This window comes from Mycobacteroides saopaulense, assembly GCF_001456355.1.
In the GTDB taxonomy this organism is placed as follows: Bacteria; Actinomycetota; Actinomycetes; order Mycobacteriales; family Mycobacteriaceae; genus Mycobacterium; species Mycobacterium saopaulense.
The window spans coordinates 4172651-4194592 of sequence record NZ_CP010271.1 but is presented as its reverse complement, the minus strand read 5'-3'; the positions used below and the strand labels follow the sequence as shown (position 1 = coordinate 4194592).

General features: G+C 64.7%; 23 protein-coding genes. 11 read left to right on the top strand and 12 right to left on the bottom strand.

The window, feature by feature from the left end:
- Positions 1–39: 39 nt before the first annotated feature.
- The 4 genes from MYCSP_RS20900 to MYCSP_RS20885 all read right to left on the bottom strand — a co-directional run bounded on the left by MYCSP_RS20900 (position 40) and on the right by MYCSP_RS20885 (position 3699).
- The gene (locus MYCSP_RS20900; protein ID WP_088414993.1) at positions 40–849 is read right to left on the bottom strand and encodes a hypothetical protein; all 810 of its coding nucleotides are present in this window, start codon (positions 847–849) and stop codon (positions 40–42) included.
- Complete coding sequence (locus MYCSP_RS20895; RefSeq protein WP_043076317.1) at positions 846–1118, bottom strand: hypothetical protein; 273 nt, start codon at positions 1116–1118, stop codon at positions 846–848. Before MYCSP_RS20895 ends, MYCSP_RS20900 begins: the two co-directional genes overlap by 4 nt.
- Before the next feature lie 110 nt (positions 1119–1228).
- Positions 1229–2281: an isocitrate/isopropylmalate dehydrogenase family protein gene (locus tag MYCSP_RS20890; protein WP_070911869.1), complete on the bottom strand. Its 1053-nt coding sequence runs from the start codon at positions 2279–2281 to the stop codon at positions 1229–1231.
- Positions 2278–3699 carry an NAD-dependent succinate-semialdehyde dehydrogenase gene (locus MYCSP_RS20885; protein ID WP_207565760.1) on the bottom strand — a complete coding sequence of 474 codons (1422 nt, stop codon included), beginning with the start codon at positions 3697–3699 and terminating at the stop codon, positions 2278–2280. The genes MYCSP_RS20890 and MYCSP_RS20885 overlap by 4 nt, the downstream gene beginning before the upstream one ends.
- 110 nt (positions 3700–3809) lie before the next feature.
- Here MYCSP_RS20885 and MYCSP_RS20880 point away from each other — a divergent pair, with 110 nt between their 5' ends.
- Together MYCSP_RS20880 and MYCSP_RS20875 are read left to right on the top strand one after the other, a co-directional pair.
- Positions 3810–5087 carry an aspartate aminotransferase family protein gene (locus tag MYCSP_RS20880; protein ID WP_162266277.1) on the top strand — a complete coding sequence of 426 codons (1278 nt, stop codon included), beginning with the start codon at positions 3810–3812 and terminating at the stop codon, positions 5085–5087.
- A complete protein-coding gene (locus MYCSP_RS20875; RefSeq protein WP_088414989.1) occupies positions 5087–5581 on the top strand; it encodes a DUF3830 family protein in 495 nt (164 codons plus the stop codon). Before MYCSP_RS20880 ends, MYCSP_RS20875 begins: the two co-directional genes overlap by 1 nt.
- Here MYCSP_RS20875 and MYCSP_RS20870 read toward each other — a convergent pair.
- Complete coding sequence (locus tag MYCSP_RS20870; RefSeq protein WP_070911872.1) at positions 5578–6969, bottom strand: amidase; 1392 nt, start codon at positions 6967–6969, stop codon at positions 5578–5580. The genes MYCSP_RS20875 and MYCSP_RS20870 overlap by 4 nt on opposite strands.
- A complete protein-coding gene (locus MYCSP_RS20865; protein ID WP_083336078.1) occupies positions 6962–7894 on the bottom strand; it encodes a D-2-hydroxyacid dehydrogenase in 933 nt (310 codons plus the stop codon). The genes MYCSP_RS20870 and MYCSP_RS20865 overlap by 8 nt, the downstream gene beginning before the upstream one ends.
- 91 nt (positions 7895–7985) lie before the next feature.
- Here MYCSP_RS20865 and MYCSP_RS20860 point away from each other — a divergent pair, with 91 nt between their 5' ends.
- The 4 genes from MYCSP_RS20860 to MYCSP_RS20845 are packed head-to-tail and all read left to right on the top strand — an operon-like array spanning position 7986 to position 10945.
- The gene (locus tag MYCSP_RS20860) at positions 7986–8741 is read left to right on the top strand and encodes a maleate cis-trans isomerase family protein (RefSeq protein WP_070911873.1); all 756 of its coding nucleotides are present in this window, start codon (positions 7986–7988) and stop codon (positions 8739–8741) included.
- Entirely contained in the window at positions 8741–9490 is a 750-nt protein-coding gene (locus tag MYCSP_RS20855; RefSeq protein ID WP_083014310.1) for a maleate cis-trans isomerase family protein, read from the top strand. Before MYCSP_RS20860 ends, MYCSP_RS20855 begins: the two co-directional genes overlap by 1 nt.
- On the top strand, positions 9471–10163 hold the full coding sequence (locus MYCSP_RS20850; protein WP_083014313.1) for a GntR family transcriptional regulator: 693 nt from the start codon (positions 9471–9473) through the stop codon (positions 10161–10163). The genes MYCSP_RS20855 and MYCSP_RS20850 overlap by 20 nt, the downstream gene beginning before the upstream one ends.
- A 29-nt stretch (positions 10164–10192) precedes the next feature.
- Positions 10193–10945 (top strand): isocitrate lyase/PEP mutase family protein, encoded by a 753-nt coding sequence (locus tag MYCSP_RS20845; RefSeq protein WP_070911876.1) that lies wholly within the window; start codon positions 10193–10195, stop codon positions 10943–10945.
- Here MYCSP_RS20845 and MYCSP_RS20840 read toward each other — a convergent pair.
- Positions 10942–11880, bottom strand: coding sequence for a hydrogen peroxide-inducible genes activator (locus MYCSP_RS20840; RefSeq protein WP_083014315.1), 939 nt, complete (start codon positions 11878–11880; stop codon positions 10942–10944). The two genes, MYCSP_RS20845 and MYCSP_RS20840, sit on opposite strands and share 4 nt — an antisense overlap.
- Positions 11881–11979: 99 nt before the next feature.
- On the opposite strand from MYCSP_RS20840, the gene MYCSP_RS20835 reads away from it, so the two are divergent.
- Together MYCSP_RS20835 and MYCSP_RS20830 are read left to right on the top strand one after the other, a co-directional pair.
- A complete protein-coding gene (locus MYCSP_RS20835; protein ID WP_070911878.1) occupies positions 11980–12567 on the top strand; it encodes a peroxiredoxin in 588 nt (195 codons plus the stop codon).
- Between the two features lie 15 nt (positions 12568–12582).
- The gene (locus MYCSP_RS20830; protein ID WP_083014318.1) at positions 12583–13110 is read left to right on the top strand and encodes an alkyl hydroperoxide reductase; all 528 of its coding nucleotides are present in this window, start codon (positions 12583–12585) and stop codon (positions 13108–13110) included.
- Positions 13111–13172: 62 nt separating this feature from the next.
- Here the strand turns inward: MYCSP_RS20830 and MYCSP_RS20825 are convergent, their stop codons facing one another.
- From MYCSP_RS20825 to MYCSP_RS20810, 4 genes are all read right to left on the bottom strand, one after another.
- Entirely contained in the window at positions 13173–13901 is a 729-nt protein-coding gene (locus tag MYCSP_RS20825; protein WP_083014321.1) for an isochorismatase family protein, read from the bottom strand.
- 75 nt (positions 13902–13976) lie between these two features.
- Positions 13977–17162, bottom strand: a complete 3186-nt coding sequence (locus tag MYCSP_RS20820) for a bifunctional cytochrome P450/NADPH--P450 reductase (RefSeq protein ID WP_088414987.1) — start codon at positions 17160–17162, stop codon at positions 13977–13979.
- 171 nt (positions 17163–17333) lie between these two features.
- A complete protein-coding gene (locus MYCSP_RS20815; protein ID WP_083014327.1) occupies positions 17334–18083 on the bottom strand; it encodes a cutinase family protein in 750 nt (249 codons plus the stop codon).
- A 51-nt stretch (positions 18084–18134) separates the two neighbouring features.
- Positions 18135–18608 (bottom strand): DUF4383 domain-containing protein, encoded by a 474-nt coding sequence (locus MYCSP_RS20810; RefSeq protein WP_133054121.1) that lies wholly within the window; start codon positions 18606–18608, stop codon positions 18135–18137.
- Between the two features lie 93 nt (positions 18609–18701).
- Between MYCSP_RS20810 and MYCSP_RS20805 the strand changes: the two genes are divergently transcribed.
- Positions 18702–19379 carry a TetR/AcrR family transcriptional regulator gene (locus tag MYCSP_RS20805; RefSeq protein WP_234809123.1) on the top strand — a complete coding sequence of 226 codons (678 nt, stop codon included), beginning with the start codon at positions 18702–18704 and terminating at the stop codon, positions 19377–19379.
- A 256-nt stretch (positions 19380–19635) separates the two neighbouring features.
- The gene (locus tag MYCSP_RS20800; RefSeq protein ID WP_083014331.1) at positions 19636–20604 is read left to right on the top strand and encodes an acyl-ACP desaturase; all 969 of its coding nucleotides are present in this window, start codon (positions 19636–19638) and stop codon (positions 20602–20604) included.
- Positions 20605–20626: 22 nt separating this feature from the next.
- Here MYCSP_RS20800 and MYCSP_RS20795 read toward each other — a convergent pair whose 3' ends face one another.
- Positions 20627–21055: an Hsp20/alpha crystallin family protein gene (locus tag MYCSP_RS20795; RefSeq protein ID WP_083014423.1), complete on the bottom strand. Its 429-nt coding sequence runs from the start codon at positions 21053–21055 to the stop codon at positions 20627–20629.
- A 218-nt stretch (positions 21056–21273) separates the two neighbouring features.
- Between MYCSP_RS20795 and MYCSP_RS20790 the strand changes: the two genes are divergently transcribed.
- Positions 21274–21933, top strand: a complete 660-nt coding sequence (locus tag MYCSP_RS20790; protein ID WP_070911884.1) for a VC0807 family protein — start codon at positions 21274–21276, stop codon at positions 21931–21933.
- Positions 21934–21942 lie beyond the last annotated feature (9 nt).

Here is a 21942-nt window from a genome sequence, read left to right as displayed (position 1 = left end):
CCCCAGTGTGTTTGGCGGATGTGGATATGACTTTGATTGCTAACCAACGAATCTCAGGTCGGAGATGGTCCCGCTGGCCACGAGCATGACGTACAGGTCGGTGAGGATCAGAGTGCCCAGGGTGATCCAGGCGAACAGCATGTGCCGGGTGTTCAGCTTGCTGACCTGGGTCCAGATCCAATATCGGACAGGATGTTTGGAGAAATGCTTGAGTCGCCCACCGGTGACGTGGCGGCAGGAGTGGCAGGACAACGTGTACACCCAGAGCAGAACCACGTTGGTCACCAGGATCACGTTGCCCAGCCCGAACCCGAAGCCGCCGGTTTCCTCGGAGTGGAAGGCGACGATGGCGTCGTAGGTGTTGACGACAGAGATGAGCGCCGCGGCATAGAAGAAGTAGCGGTGGATGTTCTGCATGATCAGCGGCAGCTTCGTTTCACCGGAGTACTTCGCGTGAGGTTCGGCGACCGCGCACGCCGTCGGTGACTGCCAGACCGATCGGTAGTAGGCCTTGCGGTAGTAATAGCAGGTCAACCGGAAGGCCAGCAGGAATGGCAGCGAGATGAATGCCATCGGGATGAACCAGGGCAGCTCGCCCACCCAATGTCCGAAATGGCTGGCCCCGGGGGCGCACGCGGTGCTGACACACGGCGAATAGAACGGTGTCAGGTAGTGATACTGCGGCACCCAGTACGCGCTACCCCAGAAGGCCCGCACGGTGGCATAGATGACGAACGTCGCCAGGCCGAGGTTGGTGAGTAGCGGTGCGAGCCACCACTTGTCGGTGCGCAGTGTGCGCTCCGGAATGTGGGCACGCGAAGGCGAGAAGACCCCGGTGGCTTGACTCATCTGTAGCCACCAACTCCTTCGTCGTCGATGTCGCCCCAGAACTCCCGGTCGTACTCGGTGTCGGGGATCTGGATCTTCTCGTTGCTGGCGAGCCGGTGCTCGTGCGGCGCGAGGTCCAGGTCAGCGGCGTCGATGTCCAGCCGCTCTACGTCGTTGACGATCCGGCGCACGGCCGGCAGGTCGCCATAACGAGATTGCAGAGAGTGGACACAGCGGCGCAGGCTGCCAAGTGCTTGGTTGAGCTCGGTGAGCTCCGTCTTCGTCGACATCGGACTCCTTGGGCTGAAGGTGTCGTGGATCACAGGCTACGACAACCATCTTGCCAGGACAGCCGAACCGAAAGTGACACAAGTCACTGATGTCGTCAGTTAATTCAAGATCACCGAGCGGTTTCTGCGATTGCCGTGCCAAGTTGTTCGGTCGTGTTGGTGCCCCCGAGGTCGGGAGTACGGACGCGCCCTTCCCTCAGGACCTGGTCGACGGCGAGGCGGATCTTGTCGGCCGCGCCGGACTCGTTCAGGTGATCGAGAAGCATGGCACCGGCGAGTATCTGTGCGACGGGATTGGCGATGCCCTGTCCGGCGATATCCGGGGCCGATCCGTGCACCGACTCGAACATGGAGATCGCTGTGCGTTCGGGGTTGATGTTTCCGGATGCGGCCAGGCCGAGCCCGCCGGTGACGGCGGCCGCCAGATCGGAAAGGATGTCGCCGAAGAGGTTGGAGGCGACGATGACGTCGAGGCTGCCGGGATCGCTGACCATCCGTGCGGCCAACGCATCGACATGCATGGACACGGAAGGAATCGTCGGGTATTCGGCCGCTATCTGGTTGAAGATGCTGTCCCAGTACGGCATTGAATGGATGATGCCGTTCGATTTGGTTGCCGAGCAGACCCGAAAGCCCGCCGAGGCCGCGAGTTCGAACGCGTACCTGATGATGCGTTCACATCCGATGCGGGTGAAAACGGATTCCTGGAGCGCGAATTCGTTCTGGCTGCCGCGATTGTGGACGCCGCCGATGGGCGAGTACTCACCCTCGGTGTTCTCGCGCACGATGACCATGGAGAGGGCGTCTGCGGGCATTCCGGCCAGGGGTGAGGCGATGCCCGGCAACAGGCGCACCGGTCGTAGGTTGACGTACTGGTTGAACGCGCGCCGCAAGGGGATCAGTAGACCCCACAGCGACACGTCGTCGGGAACACCCGGGTATCCCACGGCCCCGAGCAGAATCGCATCGAACCCCGCGAGCGTCTCCGGCGCGTCGACCGGCATCATGGCGCCAGTCTTGGCGTATCTCTCACAGGAATAATCGAATTCGGTCCATTCGATGCGGCCACCGGTGGCGGCGTCCATCACCTTGACCGCCTCCCTGGTGACGTCGACACCGATGCCGTCGCCCGGAATGGTGGCCACCCGCATTCGCGCGCTCATACGGCGGCGCCGATGTACTTGGTCTCGGTGAACTCCTCGATTCCCGCGAAACCGCCTTCGCGCCCGATCCCGGACTGTTTCACCCCGCCGAAGGGGGCGGCAGGTGTGGATACGACGGGCCGATTCAGGCCCACCATGCCACTCTCCAGCGCTTCGGAAACCCGCCATCCGCGTCGGGCATCGTTGGTGTACAGGTATGCCACCAAACCGAATTCAGAGTCGTTGGCACGCGCGATCACTTCCGCCTCCGTCTCGAAACTCGCTATCGCCGCGACCGGGGCGAAGATCTCGGTGCGCATCATGTCGCTGTCATCGGGCACGTCGGTGAGCACGGATGGAGGATAGAAGTATCCGGTGCCGTCGGGCACCTCTCCACCCAGTCGCACTGTGGCCCCGCGCTTCCGGGCGTCGGTGACCAGTCGGTCGGCCTTGGCCACGGCGTCGGGGTCGATCAGCGGCCCCACGTCCACCCCGGGCTCGGTGCCGGGTCCCACCCGAAGTGCGCCGAGTTTCGCGGTGAGTGCCTCGGTGAATGCTCCTGCGATGCCGCGTTGCACGTAGATTCTGTTGGCGGCGGTACAGGCTTGGCCGATATTGCGCATTTTCGCGATCAGCGCGCCGGCGGCGGCCTCGTCAGGGTCGACGTCGTCGAAGACGATGAACGGCGCGTTACCGCCCAACTCCATGGAGGTGCGTTTGACGGTAGGGGCGCACTGCGCCAGCAGATGGCGGCCGACCTCGGTGGACCCGGTGAAGGAGAGCTTGCGGACCCGGGGATCGGCAAGCAGTGGCGCCATGGTGGATCCCGGGTGTGAGGTGGTGACGACAGATACCACTCCGTCGGGCACTCCTGCCTCACGCAGAATGCCCAGGAGGGCGAGCATCGACAGCGGTGTCTGTTCGGCCGGCTTGACCAGGCAGGTACAGCCCGCGGCCAGCGCGGGGCCGATCTTGCGGGTCCCCATGGCCAGTGGGAAGTTCCACGGGGTGATCAGTAGGCACGTTCCCACCGGCCGGTGCGTCACGATCAGCCGGGACTGGCCGTCGGGCGCCAGCATCACGCCTCCGTCCAGACGCACCGCTTCTGCCGCAAACCAGCGGAAAAACTCTGCCGCATAGGCGACTTCGCCGCGCGATTCGGCCAGCGGCTTGCCCATTTCCAGGGTCATGAGCAGGGCCAGGTCTTCGGTGCGCTGGATCATCAGCGTGTAGGCGCGCATCAGCACGTCGGAACGCTGCTGCGGGGTCGTTGCGGCCCAGGACCGCTGCGCGGCAGCGGCATTGTCCAGCGCGGCGACCGCGGCGGAACCGTCCATGTCGGCGACGTCGGCCAGCACCTCCTCGGTCGCGGGGTCCACGACGGCGAAGGTGGGGCCGTGCCCCGCCTGATCTTGGTGGGTAAGGGCGCTGGCGACCACCGACGTGCTGGCCGACAGGGGGGTAGACACTGTGCCGGGATGCATGCCACCATGCTAGGGAGATTGTCAACAATCGACAATAGGTCTGCTGGATCAAGGGAAGGGATGCCGTGCCTGTCGGTCTTCGCGCAAGCGGCTCATCCGCAACCGCGCTATCGCCCGTTCTCAAGCAGGCCACCCCCGTGGTGGCGGCGCGAGGCCAGGGTTGCTATCTGTACGACGAAAGTGACCGCGAATACCTGGATTTCACCGCGGGTATCGGTGTGGTGAGCACCGGCCACTGCCACCCGCGGGTGGTGGAGGCGGCACAGCACCAGGTGGCCACGCTCATTCACGGGCAGTACACCACCGTGATGCATCGTCCCCTGCAGAACCTGGTGCGGCGCCTGGGCGACGTGCTGCCGGCGGGTCTGGACTCGCTGTTCTTCGCCAACTCCGGCAGTGAGGCCGTCGAGGCCGCGATGCGGTTGGCGCGCCAGGCTACCGGGCGGCCCAATATCGTTGTATTTCAAGGCGGATTTCACGGACGCACGCTGGCCGCCGCCACCATGACGACGTCGGGGCCGCGGTTCTCTTCGGGCATCGGCCCCCTGATGGCGGGTGTGTACACCGCACCGTTCCCCACCGCATATCGGTACGGCTGGAGTGAGGGCGAGGCCACCCGGTTCGCGCTGCAAGAGCTCGACTACCTGTTCGCCACCGCTACCGCACCCAACCAGGTGGCGGCGATGGTCATCGAACCGGTGCTCGGCGAGGGTGGGTACATTCCCGCCAATACCGAGTTCCTCACCGGTATCGCCGAGCGCGCACGCGAGCACGGCATCCTCTTGGTGCTCGACGAGGTGCAGACCGGATTCGGGCGCACCGGAGAGTATTTCGGACATCAGCACTTCGGCGTCACGCCGGATATCTTGGTGATGGCCAAGGGAATCGCGAGCGGATTCCCCATATCAGGCATCGCTGCCTCTGCCGAGGTGATGGGGCGCGCCTGGCCGGGATCGCAGGGCGGCACCTACGGCGCCAACGCCGTCGCGTGCGCGGCGGCGCTGGCCACTCTCGACGTGATCGAAGAGGAAGGCCTTGTCGAAAACGCGCGGGCACGGGGTCGGGAACTTCTCGACGGTGCGCGAAAGATCGCCGCGGATAGGGGAATCGACGGTGATGTGCGCGGGCTCGGGCTGATGGTTGGTGTCGAGTTCAGCCAGGATGGCCGACCGGCGGCACAGCTGGCGGCCCGTGCGCAGGCAGCGGCGGCGGAAAGCGGTCTGCTGCTGCTCATGTGTGGCCCACACATGAACGTGGTGCGGATGATTCCACCTCTGGTGGTGACCGCCGACCAGGTATCCGATGCCCTCGGCATCTGGAGCACCGTGTTGGCGGGGCTGTGATGGATCGCTACATCTCCATCACGCTGACCCAGCGGGGCGTCACCTGCCGCGCGCGACTACTGGATGCCGAAGCACCGAGAACCTGTGAAACGGTGTGGAATTCGCTACCACTGGCCGGGCAGGCCTATCACGCCAAGTATGCGCGTAACGAGGTGTACACGCTGCTTCCGCCGCTGCTCCCGGCGCCGGGTCGTGAGAACCCGACCGTCACGCCGATACCCGGCGACGTGTGCTTCTTCGGTTTCGAACCCTGGGAGATCGGGAACCCCGCCTATGGGTACGAGCCCGGGTCGGAAGCCCACTCGGCACAAGGTGCCACCGATCTGGCGATCTTCTACGGCCGGAACAATCTGTTGATCAATGGCGACGCGGGCTGGGTGCCCGGCAACGTGTTCGCAACCATCGAAGAGGGCCTGGCCGATGTCGCCGCCGCCTGCCAGGACCTGTGGCTCACCGGGGTTCAGGGCGAGCAGCTGGCCTTCGCGCGGGCTTAGCCCGCGAGCACCCGCTCGGCGAAATGGCCCACCGCGAGCACCAGATCATCGCTGTGCCGTGGGCCCACGATCTGCATGCCGACGGGCAGGCCGGCCGAGGTGTTGCCCACCGGGATGGACAACGCAGGTTGCTGAGTCATGTTGAACGGGTAGGTAAACGGTGTCCATTCGGCCCACCAGCGCATCCCGGAGTTCGGCGGGACGTCCGCGCCGACAGGGAAGGCGGGGATCGGCACGGTCGGCGTGATGAGCACGTTGTGCACCTCGTGGAAAGCGCCCATGATGACGCCCAGCCGCACGCAGGTGTTGCGCGCTGCCAGATATTCGGTGGCCGAGGCGCCGAGTCCGGCGTCCCACATCTGGGCCAGCCCGGGATCGATGCCCGCGCGCACGTCATCGACGGAGCCGTAGTTGTTCAGGCTGGCGGCCGCGCCTGCGGCCCATAGTGTTTCGAAATCGTCGATCGGGTCGGTGAAGCCGGGGTCGGCGTGCGTGACCGGCAGCCCGGCATCATTGAGTGCGTTCACCGCATTCTCCACCAAGCCGGCGACCTCGGGGTCGACGTCGACATACCCGAGCGTGGGGGAGTACGCGATGTCGAGCCCGGTCATATCGCGATATACCTGTGAGCGGTAGGTCGTCAGGGTCGGCGACAGCGAGGTGGGATCGCGGTGATCCGGCAGGCTGATGATGTCCATAAGCAACGCAGCGTCTTCGACGGTCCGGGTGATCGGACCGCCATGCGCCAGCGGGCCGAACGGGCTGATCGGGTACATCGGGATGCGACCGTGGGTGGGCTTGAAACCGACCACGCCGCAAAAGCTGGCGGGTATGCGGACACTGCCCCCACCGTCGGTGCCGATGGACATGGGCGCCATGCCCGCGGCCACCGCAGCCGCGCTGCCGCCTGACGATCCGCCGGCGGTGCGGCGGGGGTCTACCGGGTTGTGGGTGACCCCGCGCTGACGACTGTCGGTGACGCCCTTCCAGGCGAACTCGGGGGTGGTGGTCTTGCCGACCATGACCATGCCGTCGGCCCGGATTCGTTGTACGGCAGGGCTGTCCACCTCCCATGGCCCGGCCGGATCGACCAGTCCGCTGCCCCGCAGGGTGGGCCAGTCGCGGGTGAGGAACACGTCCTTGATGGAAATCGGCACACCGTCGAGCAGCCCGCGGGTGTAGTTGCCGCGCCAGCGCTCTTCGGATTCGGTGGCGGCGGCCAGGGCTGCTTCCTCGTCGACAAGGCAGTAGGCGTTGATGGTGCTGTCGGTCTGCGCGATCCGGGACAGTACCGCCGCGGTTGCCTCCACCGGAGACAGCTCTCCCGAGGTGTAGGCGGCCACCAGCTCCAGGGCCGTCATCTCGGTGGGGTCGGTCGGTTTATGCATTGCCGTGCATCCTGTCCTTGTCGACGATGTTCAGAAGTTCCTCGCCCCGGAGATAGCGCTCGAAGTTGACGACGAACTGGTCCTGAAGACGGTCGGACCAACCGTGGACATCACCACTGTTGTGCGGCGTTATGTACGTATTCGGTGTGCGCCACAGGGGATGTCCGACCGGCAGCGGTTCGGGATCGGTGACATCCAGAGCCGCGCCGGCAATATCGCCTCGGTTCAGTGCGGACACCAGATCCCAGGTGCCTACCAGTTCTCCCCGCCCCACGTTGATCAGCCGGGCGGTCGGTCGCATCGCCGAGAGCACGCGCGCATTGACTATTCCATGCGTCTGCGTGGTAAGGGGTGCTGCCAGCACCAGGTACTCGGCCTCGCGCACATGCGAAGGCAAATCGGCAGATTCGGCCCTGCCCAGCACCGTGACCTGCATGCCCGCGGCGGTCAGCAGGGCGGCGATCTCCTGGCCGATGGGTCCGGTTCCCAGCACCGCGACGGGCGAGCCCGCGATGGACTCCGACTCGAAGTGTCGCCAGCTCAGCGCTGCCTGTGCGCGGGTGGAGCGGCGAATATCCTTGGCGAAGGCCAGGATTTGTGCCAGCACGTACTCGGCGATGGGCCGCTCGAAGAGTCCGCGCGAGTTGGTGAGCACCACCTGGCTCTCGACGAGCCCGTCGAACAGCACCGGATCGACACCGGTCGATGCGATCTGCACCCAGCGCAGCGAGTCTGCGGCAGACCATGTTTCGCGCAGTGCGGACGAGCGGAAGTCGTACACGAAGAGGATCTCGGCTCCGGGCAGCGCCGTCGCCAACTGATCGGATTCCACGAGGCGTACTTCGGCGGCCGCGGTCACGGGAGCGAGACGGTCGGGTACCGCTGTGGCGGCGTGCTGCACCGCAACAATCGGGCGCGCGCTCACGTTGACACCGTATGAAGATATCGTATGATTGTCAACAATCTGAGTGGTGGCTCGGAGCGTAGAGCGATGCTGCGAGTGTTAGGTCTTGCCGGTGGATTTTTCGTCTCTTCCCGACTTCTCGGAGGCGGCTGACCAGCGTGGCATCGGCATCATTGCGCCCTTCGACCTGGCGCTGGAACGTGAGTTGTGGCGGTGGGTGCCGGCCGAGGTGTCCTTGCACCTGGCCCGCACGCCCTATGAGCCGGTGCCAGTGAGCCGCGCCATGGCCGAGCTGGTGTCCAACACCGGCCACCTGCAGGCGGCCACCCGCGATGTTCTGCACGTCGAACCGGAAGTCGTTGCATACCTGTGTACTTCGGGCAGTTTTATCCGGGGAGTCGAGCACGAGCGATCGCTGGTCGAGGCGATCATGGCGGCAGGCGCCAAGTCCGCGGTCACCACCTCGGGCGCGCTGGCCGAGGCAGTGACCGCCTTGGGTATCGGCAGGATCAGCGTCATCACCCCGTACGACGCCGAGTTGACCGAGTTGCTGGCCAAGTTTCTGGGGGAGCTGGGCGTCACGGTGGTGCGTACGGATCACCTGGGCCTGGGCGGCGGCATCTGGAAGGTGAACTACCGCACCGTCGCCGAGCGGATTCTGGCCGCCGATACCGATGATGCCGAGGCGATCTTCGTCAGCTGCACCAACCTGCGGACCTACGACGTCATCGAGCCGTTGGAGCGGCTGCTGGGTAAGCCGGTACTGACCGCCAATCAACTGACCATCTGGGCCTGTCTGGACCGGATGAGTCTTCCCATGATGGGGCCCGGTAAGTGGCTCCGCGACGTATTCGGAGGAGGTACCTGATGGTGTCCGGTGGACGGCCCTTCGCGCCGACGGTGGGATTCATCTACCCGGATCACGCTGCGGAGTCGGACTACCCGCTGGTGGCCCGGCAGCTGGATATGAACTTCCCCGTCGTGCACATCTACGGCACGGACCTGCACGCGGTTCCCGAACTGCTGGATCTGGGAAGCCCCGAAAGGCTCGCCGAGGGTGCTCGACTGTTGCGTCCCCACGAGCCCGGCGCTGTCGTCTGGGCGTGCACCTCCGGCAGTTTTGTGTACGGCCCGCAGGGCGCGGCCGAGCAAGTGGCGGGCCTGTCGGAGCACAGCGGTACACCCGCGTCCAGCACGTCCTTCGCCTTCGTCAATGCAGCCACCGCACTGGGGGTTTCGAAGGTGGCGGTGGCGGCGAGCTATCCGCGGGACATCGCGGAGCTGTTCGTCGCGTTTCTGGCCGCGCACGGTATCGAGGTGGTGTCGATGGGCGAGGCGGGCATTGACACCGCTGCCGAGGTAGGCCGGCTCACGGCGGATCAGATCGACGAGCTGGCCGATGCTCATGATCATCCGGACGCCGAGGCGCTGTTGATCCCGGATACCGCCATGCACACCATCGCGCATGTCGAGCGGCTCGAATCGCGGCTGGGCAAGGCGGTATTGACCGCGAACCAGGTGACGGTGTGGGAAGGTTTGCGATTAATCAAAGAGGTGCCCGATTTTCCGGGTTTGGGGCGGCTTTTCAGGAGACGACATGACGACGCTGGTACCTGAGGAGTTCGCGCCCCTGGAACGGCAGTCGACGGCGGAGCTGATCGCCGAGCGGTTGCGGATCGCGATCATGCGGGGCGTGCTGGCGCCCGGCGCGCAGTTGGGGGAGGCGTCGCTGGCGGCGCAGTTCGCGGTGTCGCGCGGGCCACTGCGTGAAGCCATGCAACGTCTGGTGTCCGAGGGTCTGCTGCGTAGCGAGCGCAATCGAGGCATCTTCGTCATCGAGCTGACCGATGAGGACGTGCACGACGTCTACCGGTCTCGGGCGGCGATCGAGCGCGCTGCGCTGGAATGCATCATGTCCGGCGACACCGTCACTGCCTACCGGCGCCTGCTCGTCCCGGTGGCGGTGATGACAGAGGCGGCGACGCGCGGAGACCTCGTCGCGGTCACCGACGCCGATCAGGACTTTCACGAGGTGTTGGTCGACTGCTCCGGCAGCCCGCGGCTGCGCCGGGCGATGCGCACGCTGCTGCTGGAGACGCGGATGTTGTTGGGCGAGCTGCAGGGCACCTACTCGGATCTCACTGAGCAGGTTCGTGAACACGAGGTGCTCTGTGCGGCCATCGGTGCCGGCGATGCGCCCGCCGCGTTTCGACTCATCGACGAGCACATGCACGACGCGGTCGCGCGTCTCATGGCGCGTCGTGGCTCCGTGTCCGAATCGCTGGAGTAAATCCGCTCGCAACAGGGTTGGATGTAGGCATGACAGATCTCGCTGCCAAGGCCTCTCTGCTGAAGTCACTGCACGTTCCCGGTAATCCGGTGTTCCTGCCCACGGTGTGGGATGCGTGGTCGGCCAAGCTCGCCGCGGATGCCGGATTCTCGGCGCTGACCGTGGGGTCGCATCCGCTGGCCGATTCCGTGGGCAAGCCCGACGGCGAGGGCATGTCGTTCGAGGACGTGCTGGCTCGGGTCTCGCAGATCACGGCAGCGGTCGACCTGCCGGTGTCGGTGGACATCGAGTCCGGATATGCCCAGACGCCGCAGCGCATTGTTGAGGGGCTTATCGAGGCGGGCGCTGCCGGTCTGAACATCGAGGACACGGTGCACAGCGAGGGCGGCCGGATTCGGGAACCGCAGGAGCACGCGGATCTGGTTGGCGCACTTCGTGTCGCTGCCGATCAAGCCGGTGTCCCGCTGGTGCTCAATGCGCGCACCGACATTCTGCTGCGGCAGATCGGAGACGAATCCGATCGCGTCGATCGGGCCATCGCGCGACTGAAGCTCGCCGCCGAGGCCGGTGCCGATTCGCTGTACCCGGTCGGTCGGCACGAGCCGGATGTGCAGCGGCGCTTGACCTCTGAACTTCCGCTGCCGGTCAACGCGATCGCGCTGCCGGACGTGGATGACCCGGCCTCGTTCGGTCCGCTGGGTGTGGGACGGATCAGCTTCGGGCCCTTCTTTCAGCGGGCGCTGTCGACGCGGGCCGAGGAGATCCTGGCGCGTTGGCGTTAGGCCGCTTCGGCGGATACCGGATGCACGGCCGAGACGAGTCGGGTCAGTAGTTCGGCCAGCCGCAGGTAGGCGTCCTCGCGTCCACTGATCGCGCGGTACACCAGACCGATCCGTCGCCCCGGTACCGGTGCGGCGAAGGTCGCGGTGGCCAGTCCGCCGCTCGCGGTTTCGACGGTGACGGCGGTGCCCGGGATCAGCGTGACCCCCAGCCCGCCCTCGACGCATTGCACGGCGGTGGCCAAGGAGGCCGCGCGGGTGTGGCCGAGATCGGGGCGCACACCGGCGAGCTGGCAGACCTCCAGGGCCTGATCGCGAAGGCAATGCCCCTCATCCAGCAACAGCAGCGGCATATCGGCCAGATCGGCGGGCTCGACGTTCGTGCTGCCTGCCAGCGGGTGCCCGGACGGTAGCGCCAGGACGAAGTCCTCCCGGTACATGGGGATTTCCGCCATGCCGTGAGTTTGCGCGGGCAGCGCCATGACGGCCACGTCCAGGGATCCGTCGGCCAATGACCGCAGCAGCCGTCCGGTTTGGTCCTCGGTGACCCGCAACGACATCTCGGGGAACTCACGGGACAGGCCGCTGAGCACCATGGGCAACACATAGGGCGCCACCGTGGGGATCAGGCCGAGCCGCAGTGTCTGCGCGAAGGGATCGCGAACTCCGCTTGCTGCAGAGGTGAATTCATCGACCGCGTCGAGGGTGGAGGCGGCCTTTCCCAGCAGTGTCTCGCCCTCGGGGGTGAGCAGCACCGTGCGGGTGTTGCGTTCGATGAGTCGCACGCCCAATCCCTCTTCGAGCATGGAGAGGGCCTGTGAGAGCGAGGGCTGACTCACCCCGAGCTCGGCGGCGGCGCTGCCGAAGTGGCGTTTCCGTGCAATAGCCACGAAAGCGCGCAGGCCGACCAGGGTCGGTTGATAACTACGATCGGACATACCTATCAATATAGTGCCAACAATCACGTTTTATTTTCGAAAGATTTCCGGCACGATGGTGCCAGTAAGCATTCAGCGAATACGTAAAGGAGAAGGATCGTGACTCTGCGGACCATCGGCGATGAATTCCCGGCCTACAACCTGACTGCGGTCATCGGCGGCGATCTGTCGAAGGTGAACGCGCAGCAGCCCGACGACTACTTCACCACCGTCACCAGTGACGACCACCCCGGCAAGTGGCGTGTGATCTTTTTCTGGCCGAAGGACTTCACCTTCGTGTGCCCCACCGAGATCGCCGCGTTCGGCCGTCTGAACGACGAGTTCGCCGATCGCGACACCCAGGTGCTGGGTGCCTCGGTGGACAACGAATTCGTGCACTTCCAGTGGCGCGCTCAGCACGAGGACCTCAAGACCCTGCCGTTCCCGATGCTCAGCGACCTCAAGCGTGAGCTGGCCGAGGCCGCCGGTGTACTGAACTCCGACGGCGTGGCGGACCGCGCGACCTTCATCATCGATCCGGACAACATCATCCAGTTCGTTTCCGTCACAGCGGGTTCCGTTGGTCGCAACGTTGACGAGGTGCTGCGTGTCCTCGACGCGCTGCAGTCCGATGAGTTGTGCGCCTGCAACTGGCGCAAGGGTGATCCGACGATCGACGCGGGCGAACTGATGAGCGCGGGTGTTTAGGAGGATTGGGTAACTGTGTCTATTGAAAACCTGAAGGAAGCGCTGCCCGAGTACGCCAAGGACCTCAAGCTCAACCTCGGCACGGTCGCCCGCGGCACCGTGCTCTCGCAGAGTCAGCTCTGGGGCACCTTGGTCGCCACGGCGGCCGCCACTCGGAACGAGCAGGTGTTCAAGGAGATCCGCGAGGAGGCCGCGGGCATCCTGGCTCCGGAGGCCCTCGATGCTGCGCTGGGCGCGGCGTCCATCATGGCGATGACCAACGTGTTCTACCGGGGTCGCGGCTTCCTAGACGGAGCCTACGACGACCTGCGCCCGGGTCTGCGGATGAACATCATCGGCAACCCCGGTGTCGACAAGGCCGAGTTCGAGCTCTGGTCCTTCGCGGTTTCGACGATCAACGGCTGTCACTTCTGTGTCGGCTCGCACGAGAAGGTGCTGCGTGAAGCCGGACTGACACGCGAGCAGGTGCTCGAGGCACTCAAGATCGCCGCGATCGTCTCCGGTGTCGCCCAGGCACTGGCCACGGTGCCCGCACTGGTCTAGGCAACATCACGAAGGCCGCCTGCGTGAGATATGCAGGCGGCCTTCGTGATGTCGGCGGGTGACTACGAGCTGCCGAGCGCGGCGAGCGCCGACTTCGTGGTCAGTATCTTGGCCGTCCGCTCCGCGCACCAGGCTAGCGCCTGGTTGTGCCCCGCAGCGGTGTAGTCCGCGACAGCATCGGAGACGATGAACGCCTGAATGTCGTTCTGGACCGCATCGGCGGATGTCACGGTGATTCCGGAGAAGGCGTAGACGCCGACGATGATCAGCTGATCGCGGTTGGCGTTACGCAGAATCTCCAGAAGTTCAGAGCGGAAGAACTCGCTGTACTTCCATTTCGTCAGAACGGTATCCGTGGCCATCGGCGCTATGGGATCGACAATCGCGCGCTCGGCGTCGTCATCTGGCATGCCCGGCCCGTACAGCTGGCCGAAGAGTCCGCGCTGCTCCGGTGTCATACCTCCGGGCTGCGCTGAGTAGAGCACCGGCATGCCGCGTGCATGCGCGACGTCGAGCAGGCTCCTGATGTTCTTCAGCACGGTGCCGATGGGATCGGTATGTGGCGCATATGCCTTCACGAAGTAGTGCTGCATATCGTGAACCAGCAGCGCAGCGCGGTCCGTTTCCAGGGTCCACGGCGCGCTTTTCGCAGGTACGTCAATGGCACTGAACGGGTACGCAATTGACCCGGTAGGGCGAACATCGGCGTGGGCGGTTCCGGTTGTGGACAAGCCCAGAGCCACAGCGGGCAATGCCACGGAGCCGGATCGGAGAAAGGTGCGTCTGCGCATCGGTGTACTCCCGCTTGAAGAGTCAGGGACCTTCAACAAACACTACGTGCCGCCGAGACCGGGCTGCCATGGGTCTCACTCGGTCCAGACATCCTCCACATAGCGATCGGCCTCGACCAGGCCGGTAAGCCAGTTTCGCGCCTGAGGCTCGGTGGCGCCGGTGTGCCTCCGGTAGATATCCAAGAATGCTTCTCGGACGGCAGGGGCCATCTTGCCGCCATCGCCACAGACGTACACGTGCGTCTGCTTGGCAGGATCGCCGAGCAGATCCCAGATGTCGTCCGCGTCGGCGGCAATCCGGTCTTGTACGTACTTGATGCCGTTCTCGGATGCGCGGGAGAACGCCGGGCGCATGTGGACCACGCCCGACTGTTCCGCGGCTGCGAACTCGTCTCGGAACAGGTAGTCGACTTCCGGATGCCGGACGCCGAAGAAGCAGAGCGCCGGAGCGAACGGCTCGCCGGCGCGCTGTGCGGCCAGCCGGTCACCGACAAATCCCCGGAACGGTGCGACTCCGGTACCGGCACTGACCAAGATGACATTCCGGGCGGGGGCGGCCCCGGCCCGAAATGCCTGCCGGGCCTGGTCGACCCGTGCTCGAATCTGTTGTCCTGGCTTGATATTGGCGAGATAGTTGGATGCCACTCCTTGAAAATCTCCGAAGCCGGAGCGGGCGGGGGCATCGAGCACGCTGACCACGAGCTCGACGATCCCCGGGCTTTGCCGGGCAGAGGACGCTATCGAGTAGTGCCGTGGTGTCATCGGTTCGAACAGTTCAAGAAGCTCGGCGCGAGACAGCGTGGTGGCGGGAAACTCCATGAGACACCCCGCGATACCGAGCGATCGCGTCTCCGGATGCTCGGCGAGCGCCTCCATCGCGGATCGCTCCGGTGGGCAGGGATTCGCCGCGGCCAGGCGGAGCAGCTGCGTTCTGGTGGCCGGCTTGCGCAGTTCGAGGAAGTGGGTGAGTAGCTCGCGCACACTTACCTCGCGGTCCAGTGCAATGGCTCGTCGGCTGTTACGCCGGGTGTTGATGGAGATGCGCCGGTCCAGGATGAGGCCGAGTAACTCGCCAGCTTTGTCCACGACTTCGGGCAGGTTATCTGCGAGGACGGTGAGGTGGTCCCCGGTGTGGTACTCGACGTCGACGGGCAATGCCACACGTACCAGCCGCTTGGCCTGTCCCAGTGGGTTATTGGCGCCAACCAATTCCCGGTTCTCCAGAACCGTCATGGGTATCACTTCGAACCGAGCATCGATTGCCGCTGTCACGGGCCCGTCGATGGCGCGGAGTTCGTACAGGGGCCCCTCGAGGGTGCCGGTGGGTGTATCCGCACCGGCAACCGTGCCCAACGAGGTCCAGAGTGCCTGCGAGAAAGACTCGACGCTACCCGCGAAATCACCGGAAGTATCGGCCTCGCAACGGGAAACAATCGGCGTGCCGCCGATCGCGGCGAGTCGTTCATCGATTCTTCGAGGCACCGCCTGGTACGTCTCGGCCCAGTTCCGATCCCCGACGCCGAGCACTGCATAGCGCAGCCCGCCGTCCACACGAGCGTCTGCGCTATCGAGCCAGGTGAGAAACTGCCGGGCATCGTCAGTGGGTTGACCGTTGTAGGAGGCGGCCACGACAACCATGGTGCCCTCGCCGGGCAGGGCTTGTGTCGCTTCGTTCAGCGGGGCGACGGTAGTCCGGTAGCCGAGATCGGAAGCTTCTTCGGCCAGTTGGTGCGCCAGTGCTCGACAGGTGCCCAGGTTTGAGCCGTGGAAGACGGTCAGCGCCGATCCCGGCGCGGCGGTGAGCACCGATAGCGGGGACTCCTGCGGCATAACGGCGGCTGTGGCGGCCGATTCATGCTGGCGGTCTTGGGAAGTGCGTCGTGCCAAGCTCATCCGAAAGCCCACCGGTTTCCGGATGAGATCACTTTGGGTTCGCAACTGGTAGTGCTCGGAGTCGATGAAGCGGTATCTGTGTACCAGTGCCGCGATGGCCATCGTCGCCTCGTGCAGCGCGAACTGCCGCCCGATGCAAGACCGGGCGCCGGTGCCGAAGGGCTTGAACAGGTTCACCGGCCGCCCTGCCGATCTTTCCGGCGAGAACCGGTCTGGATCGAAAGTCTCCACGTTGTCGCCCCATTGGGGCTGCCGGTGCAGCGCGGTGGTGAGGACGGTGACGACCTCGCCTTTCCGCACCGGGTAGCGCCCGGCGAGCAGGGTGTCTTCTGTTGCCATTCGGTCGAATTCGCGGACCGGGGGCGAAAGCCTCAGCGTCTCGTCCACGATCTGACGGATATAGCGGAGCTTGCCGATCTCGTCGAACGTGGGGGTGTGTTCGTCTTCCGGCCCGAAGAGCGCGTCAACCTCGGCCTGTGCCCGGTGCAGCACGGCAGGGTTTTTGACCAGGCTGTAGAGCGCTGTTGGCATCACCGTGGAAGTGGTGTCCTGGCCGGCGATCAAGAACGTCAGCACCTGAAAATGAACACTGCTCAGCTCCAGCGCCGGGGTCTGGGGGGTGCCGGGTGCGAGCATGAGCCCGAGCAGGTTCTCATGCTCATCCGCACCGTCCTCGTGCCGTGCGATGAGCTCGTCGATGAAGGTGTGTAGCTTCTGCTGTTCGGCCGCGAACAGGTCGCTGTTCTCGCCTTCCGGAGCCAGCATCTGGTGCAGCGCAATGGCGAAGCTCGCCGGAATGGCCGCAAGACCCTCCTGCTGGTAGGAGTCGAACCTCGCCCCGAACCCGGCCAGCCCGACCGTGTCCATGGCGAGCTTGCCCAGATCCTCGGCCACGTCCACGAGGTGCCTGCCTGCGCTCTCGTCCCAGCGGGCAATGAGCTGACGGTTGATATCGAGCATCGCGGGGTGGTAGTTGCGCAGACCGCTGAAGCTGAAGCCGGGCAGCAGAACATCGTGGGCCTTCTGCCAGTTGGCCTCGCCCGGGTAGGCGGTGAACAACCCGTCGCCCGCCAGTGGCCGGAATCGGTCAAGCCGGTCGGTGATGCCCTTCATGAACCGGCTTTCGTCGCACAGCTCCTCGACCAGTTCCAGCGAGCAGGCGTACAGCCGGCGTGAAATCCCGAAATCCGCGTAGAACAGCGGACCGAACTCTTCGACGAGAAGATCTGCAGGCAAGGCATAGGGGCGGCCGGGTACCGGACCCGGTGGCAGCCGTCGTCCGTCGGCGCAGGGAATGTCTTTGAGCTCTGGAGGGTGTGCGGGTGACGTGTATTCGCCCGGCTCCACCACACGAATATCGCCGCTCATGTCTGCTGCACCCTCCGCTCCCGCCGGTGTAGTCGACTGTCTACGCCATGGCCATCCACGACTGTACACATGCGACTACATCGCAGGCAAAGCCGCGGTTGAGTGTCTCGATTGTTCTGCGCGGAGGCGTCCGTGCGCGCTGGAACCGGCGAAATGGATACCCGTCTTGGGCTACGCGCTGGGCGGGCAGGTCGTGGTGGCGGCCGCGGCGCCGTTGGCGCTCTGGTGGCACGGGTTGCCCAGCAGGGCGACCAACCGCTGCACCACGGTGTCCGCGGCGCTGTCGGTCAGCTTGTCCTTGGCGTAGGTAGTGTGCGAGACGATGTCTCCGCCCTGTGGATCGCAGAAGAAATCGCCGGGGTTGCACACGTCAACGACCTTGTGCAGTAAGTCTTCCCGGATAGCGAGGTTCACCTCTACACCGGGCGGGCGGATGTTCTTGGGATCCCCGAACAGCACGATCGACACGATGCGGTCCTCCAGCCCGGCGGGTAGCGGATTGGTGAAGGTGTAGGTCCCCGGAGGGGTGTTGCCCAGCAGCACATCCACCACCGCCGCGCCCTGTGCGTACCCGCCCACGACGAACTTCTTCTTCGGACAGTCGGCGGCAGCCTTCTGAATGTGCTTGCTCAGGTCGTCCGAGCCCTTGCCGGCCTGGATGAAGTCGACGCTGGCGGGGTAGTCCACTCCGTATGTATCGATGCTCATTCCCTTGGCACCCTGTAGCTGCTTTTTCACCGCATCGGTGAAGGACTTGCCGACATCCCCGAGGCCCGCCGGCTCGTTGGTGCCGCGCGCGAAGGACAGGTCGATGTCGGCGCAGGCCGCCGCATCCGCGGTCTGCGCCGCGGACACCCCGAAGCTGCCGGATAAGAACAGGAATATGGCGGCAACGGCCGCGCGAGACATCGCATTTCGCACTTGTTCAACGTACCGATCGTTCGATCGCCCCGCCCAGCGGCGGCGATCCTCCTAGGTGGCCGGAACCGCCGCGTGCTCGTCGCTGCTGACCAGGCCGTAGGCAGCGATCATGGCGAGGATCAGCCCTTCGGAACTGTGGACCCAGTTGCCGACCGTGTCGACGGCCATCACACTGCACACGGCCATGCCGCCCAGGATGCACACGGCCACCATCGCCCAGTAGAGCAGCGCCACCACGGCCGCGTAGCGGATGGCTCCGATGCGGGTGCGGGCGCCGATGAGCAGAGCAACACCGGTGGCCAGGTGGAACAGGGCGTGCCAGCCATTGACGCCAACCGGGATGACGCCGAATGCGTAGAACGACGCCCGGTACATCTCATGGGTGGAGTGCATCGGGAAGTCGTGGTTGATCATCAGCCCGATGGGCCCTTGCGGGGTGAACCAGACCCCCATGAGGAAGGTGAGGAACTGCACCCGGGTTGCACAGACTTCCTGAATGTAGCGAGAAAAAGCCGCTCTGACCACGAGCCCTCCTTGTATGCTGAGACTATGAGACAATATTTATATCTTTGTTTCTGAAGTATCGTCGGCACCCTGACGAGTGACAAGGAGCGTGGAATGCAAGTGACCAAGGACACACTGCTCGACACGCTGGCATCGGCCGATCTCGCGTCGCTGCAACTGCCCGGTGACGTCGACGAACTCACCGAACGGGTACTGGCGGCGGCGTCCGAACAGATTGCGGTGGCGGGCTGGCGCCGATCCACCGTCGATGACGTCGCCAAACGCGCGGGACTCAGTCGCGCGACGGTGTACCGGAGATTTCCGAACAAGAAGGCGCTCACCGAAGCGGTTGTGTACGCGGAGCTGCGGAAGTACATGGCCGGCGTGGCCTCCCGTGTGGAAGGCCGCTCGATGACGCTGGCCGACCGTATGGCCGAAAGTTCTTCCTACACAGTTGAATTTATTCTCGATCACCCGCTCTTGCGCAGGCTGCTGGAAACCGAACCGGAGTCGATCCTGCCCGCGCTCACGGTGGAGGCCGGGCCACTGGTCGAGACGTTCCGTGAGTTCTGTGCGGCTCTTTGGAAGGCTGAAATCTATGGTGATGCAGCGGTTTCGGCAGAAGACGTCACCCATTTGCGGGTGGTTGCCGAGCTGCACATACGGATTGCGCTGTCGTTGATCCTCACCCGGCAGACGGTGATAGGGCTGGAGACTCCGGAACAGGCGCGAGGATTCGCGCGCGACTACCTGGCTCCGATGTTGGACTCGGGCCGCAATTCCCCGGTGTGAGGGCGATGCGACACGGCCGAGTTAGTGATGTTGCTCTCACCGGGTTAGGGTGCTGCGAAGCCGGTTCGAATATCGGGTCTGTCACGTGCCGTTGCCCAGTTGCGGGGGCCGAAGCGGGCGTGATGGCCCGTCCGGTCGTGCGGCCGGGGTGAAAGTTGCCTGTAACCACTTGCCGCAGGTGAGTCAGCGAAAAGGATTGCTCAGGTAAGTTAACCTGTCTCTGGGCTCGGGGTGTCAATGTGAAAGACAAGGTGAAATGCCGAGAGAGCTGACTGACCTCGAGATGCTCAGCGAGCTAGAGCCGATTGCTGAGGCCAACGTCAACCGGCATTTGTCCGTGACCACGGAGTGGCATCCACACGACTACGTTCCCTGGGATCGGGGTAGGAACTTCGCGGCGATGGGCGGCGAGGATTGGGATCCCGAGCAGTCACAGCTGAGCGAGGTCGCCAAGGCGGCGATGATCACCAATTTGCTCACCGAGGACAATCTGCCCTCGTATCACCGGCAGGCCGCCAAGTTCTTCGGTCTAGACGGTGCTTGGGGTACTTGGGTGGGTCGTTGGACCGCCGAGGAAAACCGGCACGGCATCGTCATCCGCGACTATCTCGTCGTGACGCGTGGCGTGGACCCTGTGGCGTTGGAGCGCGCCCGCATGGAGCACATGACCGCCGGGTTCGACGCGACCGACGAGGAAGAGTCGGTGCACAAGACCGACTTCTTGTTGTCGGTGGCTTACACCACGCTGCAGGAACTGGCGACCCGCGTCAGCCATCGCAATACGGGCAAGGTGTGCGACGACCCTGTTGCCGACCGGATGTTGCAGCGCGTCGCGGCCGACGAGAACCTGCACATGATCTTCTATCGCAATATGTGCAGTGCCGCACTGGATCTGGTGCCGGATCAGGCTATCGAGGCGATCGGTGCGGTGATCGAGAACTTTCGGATGCCGGGCCAGGGCATGCCCAACTTCCGCCGTAATGGCGTGCTGATGGCCAAGCACGGCATCTATGACCCGCGCCAGCACCTCGAAGAGGTGGTGACGCCGAACCTGCGCAAGTGGCGGATTTTCGAGCGCAACGATTTCAGCGCCAAGGGCGAGCAGCGCCGCGAGCAACTCGCCGCATACGTGGAAGACCTTAAGCTCCAAGTGGTTAAGTTCGAAGAGCAGCGTGACCGAATGCTGGCGCGCGAAGCCATGAAGCGAGAGGCCCGCGCCGGATAGCGCGGGCCTCTCGTCTGGCTGACTACTTGGTGATCTCGATTTTCTGTGCCTCGGCGTTGGCGTGGGCACCGGCGACCTTGACGGTCAGGATGCCCGCGTCGTAGCTCGCCGTGATCGCGTCACCCGTCACGTGGGTGGGCAGGGTGAAGGTGCGACGGAACTTGCCGTAGCGGACCTCGCGCAGGGTGCGCCCTTCGGTCTGCTCAGCGCGCTCGTCACGGCGCTCACCGGATATCACCAACGTGCCGCGCTCGACCTCGACCGTGACGTCCTTGTCGACGTCGACACCGGGGAGGTCGACACGTACCAGGGCGTCATCGCCGTCCTTGACGACCTCGGCGGCGGGAACGAAACCGGGGGTGGGCCAGCTGGTGGCCGGGCCGAAGGACTGGCGTACCAGGGCGTCGAACTCGGCGAACGGGCTGCGGCGTGTCCAGACCAGATTGCTCATAGCTGTCTCCTCATACGGGGCCGGATTCTCTGGCCGGCCGTCATCCATACAAACTTGAGTGCCCGGCGCTTAAGTTCCGATTTCCGTACGCCCAGGGCGAACAGGCCCTACAGCGCCCGCGGGCTGCTCATCGAAACGTTTCCGGGACTGCTCCTGTAGTGGCGGCCGGCGCTGCGTGCCAGCCGTCGATTCCCAGTTTCGCCCGGTACCCTCGCCGCGTGCCCGAGCAGCCAGCCGAGAGCCAGAAAGCATCCGCGCGTGTGGTGCTTCGGCACGCCCTCATCAGCGCCGGGCCATCCCTTGGCACGTACTACGTCTTGCGCGCGCTGGGACAACCCGAGATCCACGCGTTGATCGCCGCCACCATGGTTTCCGGCATCCAGGTGCTGGTCAAAGTGGCCAAGAATCGTAAGTTCGACGTCCTGTCGGGCTTTCTGATGTTCAACTTCGGGCTGAGCCTGGTCATCGCGCTCGTGACCTCGGATGCGCGCATGGCGCAGGTGTCCAATACCGTGCCCGGAATTCTGCTCTCGCTGTTTCTCATCGGCAGCGCGCTGATAGGCCGGCCGCTGACCGAGCTGATGATCGCCAAGGCCCGGCCCGGACGCGTGGAAGAGCTCGCGGCCGAACATCACTGGACCGAAGCGAATTTCACGGCGTATCACCGCATGCATGTGCAGGTGAGTTTCTGGTGTGGTGCCATCAGCCTGCTGCTGTCGGTCATTTCGATTGTCATCATCTACAGCTTCTCGGTCGACATCGCCCAGGCCGTCAACCAGATCTTCTCTCTGGTAACCACAATTGGCCTGATCATCGGCATGATTGTGGTCATCCGTCGCTACCTGCAACGCATGACGTACGACTCGCCTGCGGCCTGACGAACGGAT

What these genes read in the sequence shown, in the direction of transcription:
- MYCSP_RS20820 (WP_088414987.1), bottom strand. Translation starts at nt 17,162, where the DNA reads ATGAGCGGCGATATTCGTGTGGTGGAGCCGGGCGAATACACGTCACCC.
- MYCSP_RS20800 (WP_083014331.1), top strand. Translation starts at nt 19,636, where the DNA reads ATGCCGAGAGAGCTGACTGACCTCGAGATGCTCAGCGAGCTAGAGCCG.
- MYCSP_RS20895 (WP_043076317.1), bottom strand. Translation starts at nt 1,118, where the DNA reads ATGTCGACGAAGACGGAGCTCACCGAGCTCAACCAAGCACTTGGCAGC.
- MYCSP_RS20840 (WP_083014315.1), bottom strand. Translation starts at nt 11,880, where the DNA reads ATGTCCGATCGTAGTTATCAACCGACCCTGGTCGGCCTGCGCGCTTTC.
- MYCSP_RS20855 (WP_083014310.1), top strand. Translation starts at nt 8,741, where the DNA reads ATGGTGTCCGGTGGACGGCCCTTCGCGCCGACGGTGGGATTCATCTAC.
- MYCSP_RS20845 (WP_070911876.1), top strand. Translation starts at nt 10,193, where the DNA reads ATGACAGATCTCGCTGCCAAGGCCTCTCTGCTGAAGTCACTGCACGTT.
- MYCSP_RS20825 (WP_083014321.1), bottom strand. Translation starts at nt 13,901, where the DNA reads ATGCGCAGACGCACCTTTCTCCGATCCGGCTCCGTGGCATTGCCCGCT.
- MYCSP_RS20870 (WP_070911872.1), bottom strand. Translation starts at nt 6,969, where the DNA reads ATGCATAAACCGACCGACCCCACCGAGATGACGGCCCTGGAGCTGGTG.
- MYCSP_RS20890 (WP_070911869.1), bottom strand. Translation starts at nt 2,281, where the DNA reads ATGAGCGCGCGAATGCGGGTGGCCACCATTCCGGGCGACGGCATCGGT.
- MYCSP_RS20805 (WP_234809123.1), top strand. Translation starts at nt 18,702, where the DNA reads ATGCAAGTGACCAAGGACACACTGCTCGACACGCTGGCATCGGCCGAT.
- MYCSP_RS20900 (WP_088414993.1), bottom strand. Translation starts at nt 849, where the DNA reads ATGAGTCAAGCCACCGGGGTCTTCTCGCCTTCGCGTGCCCACATTCCG.
- MYCSP_RS20850 (WP_083014313.1), top strand. Translation starts at nt 9,471, where the DNA reads ATGACGACGCTGGTACCTGAGGAGTTCGCGCCCCTGGAACGGCAGTCG.
- MYCSP_RS20795 (WP_083014423.1), bottom strand. Translation starts at nt 21,055, where the DNA reads ATGAGCAATCTGGTCTGGACACGCCGCAGCCCGTTCGCCGAGTTCGAC.
- MYCSP_RS20875 (WP_088414989.1), top strand. Translation starts at nt 5,087, where the DNA reads ATGGATCGCTACATCTCCATCACGCTGACCCAGCGGGGCGTCACCTGC.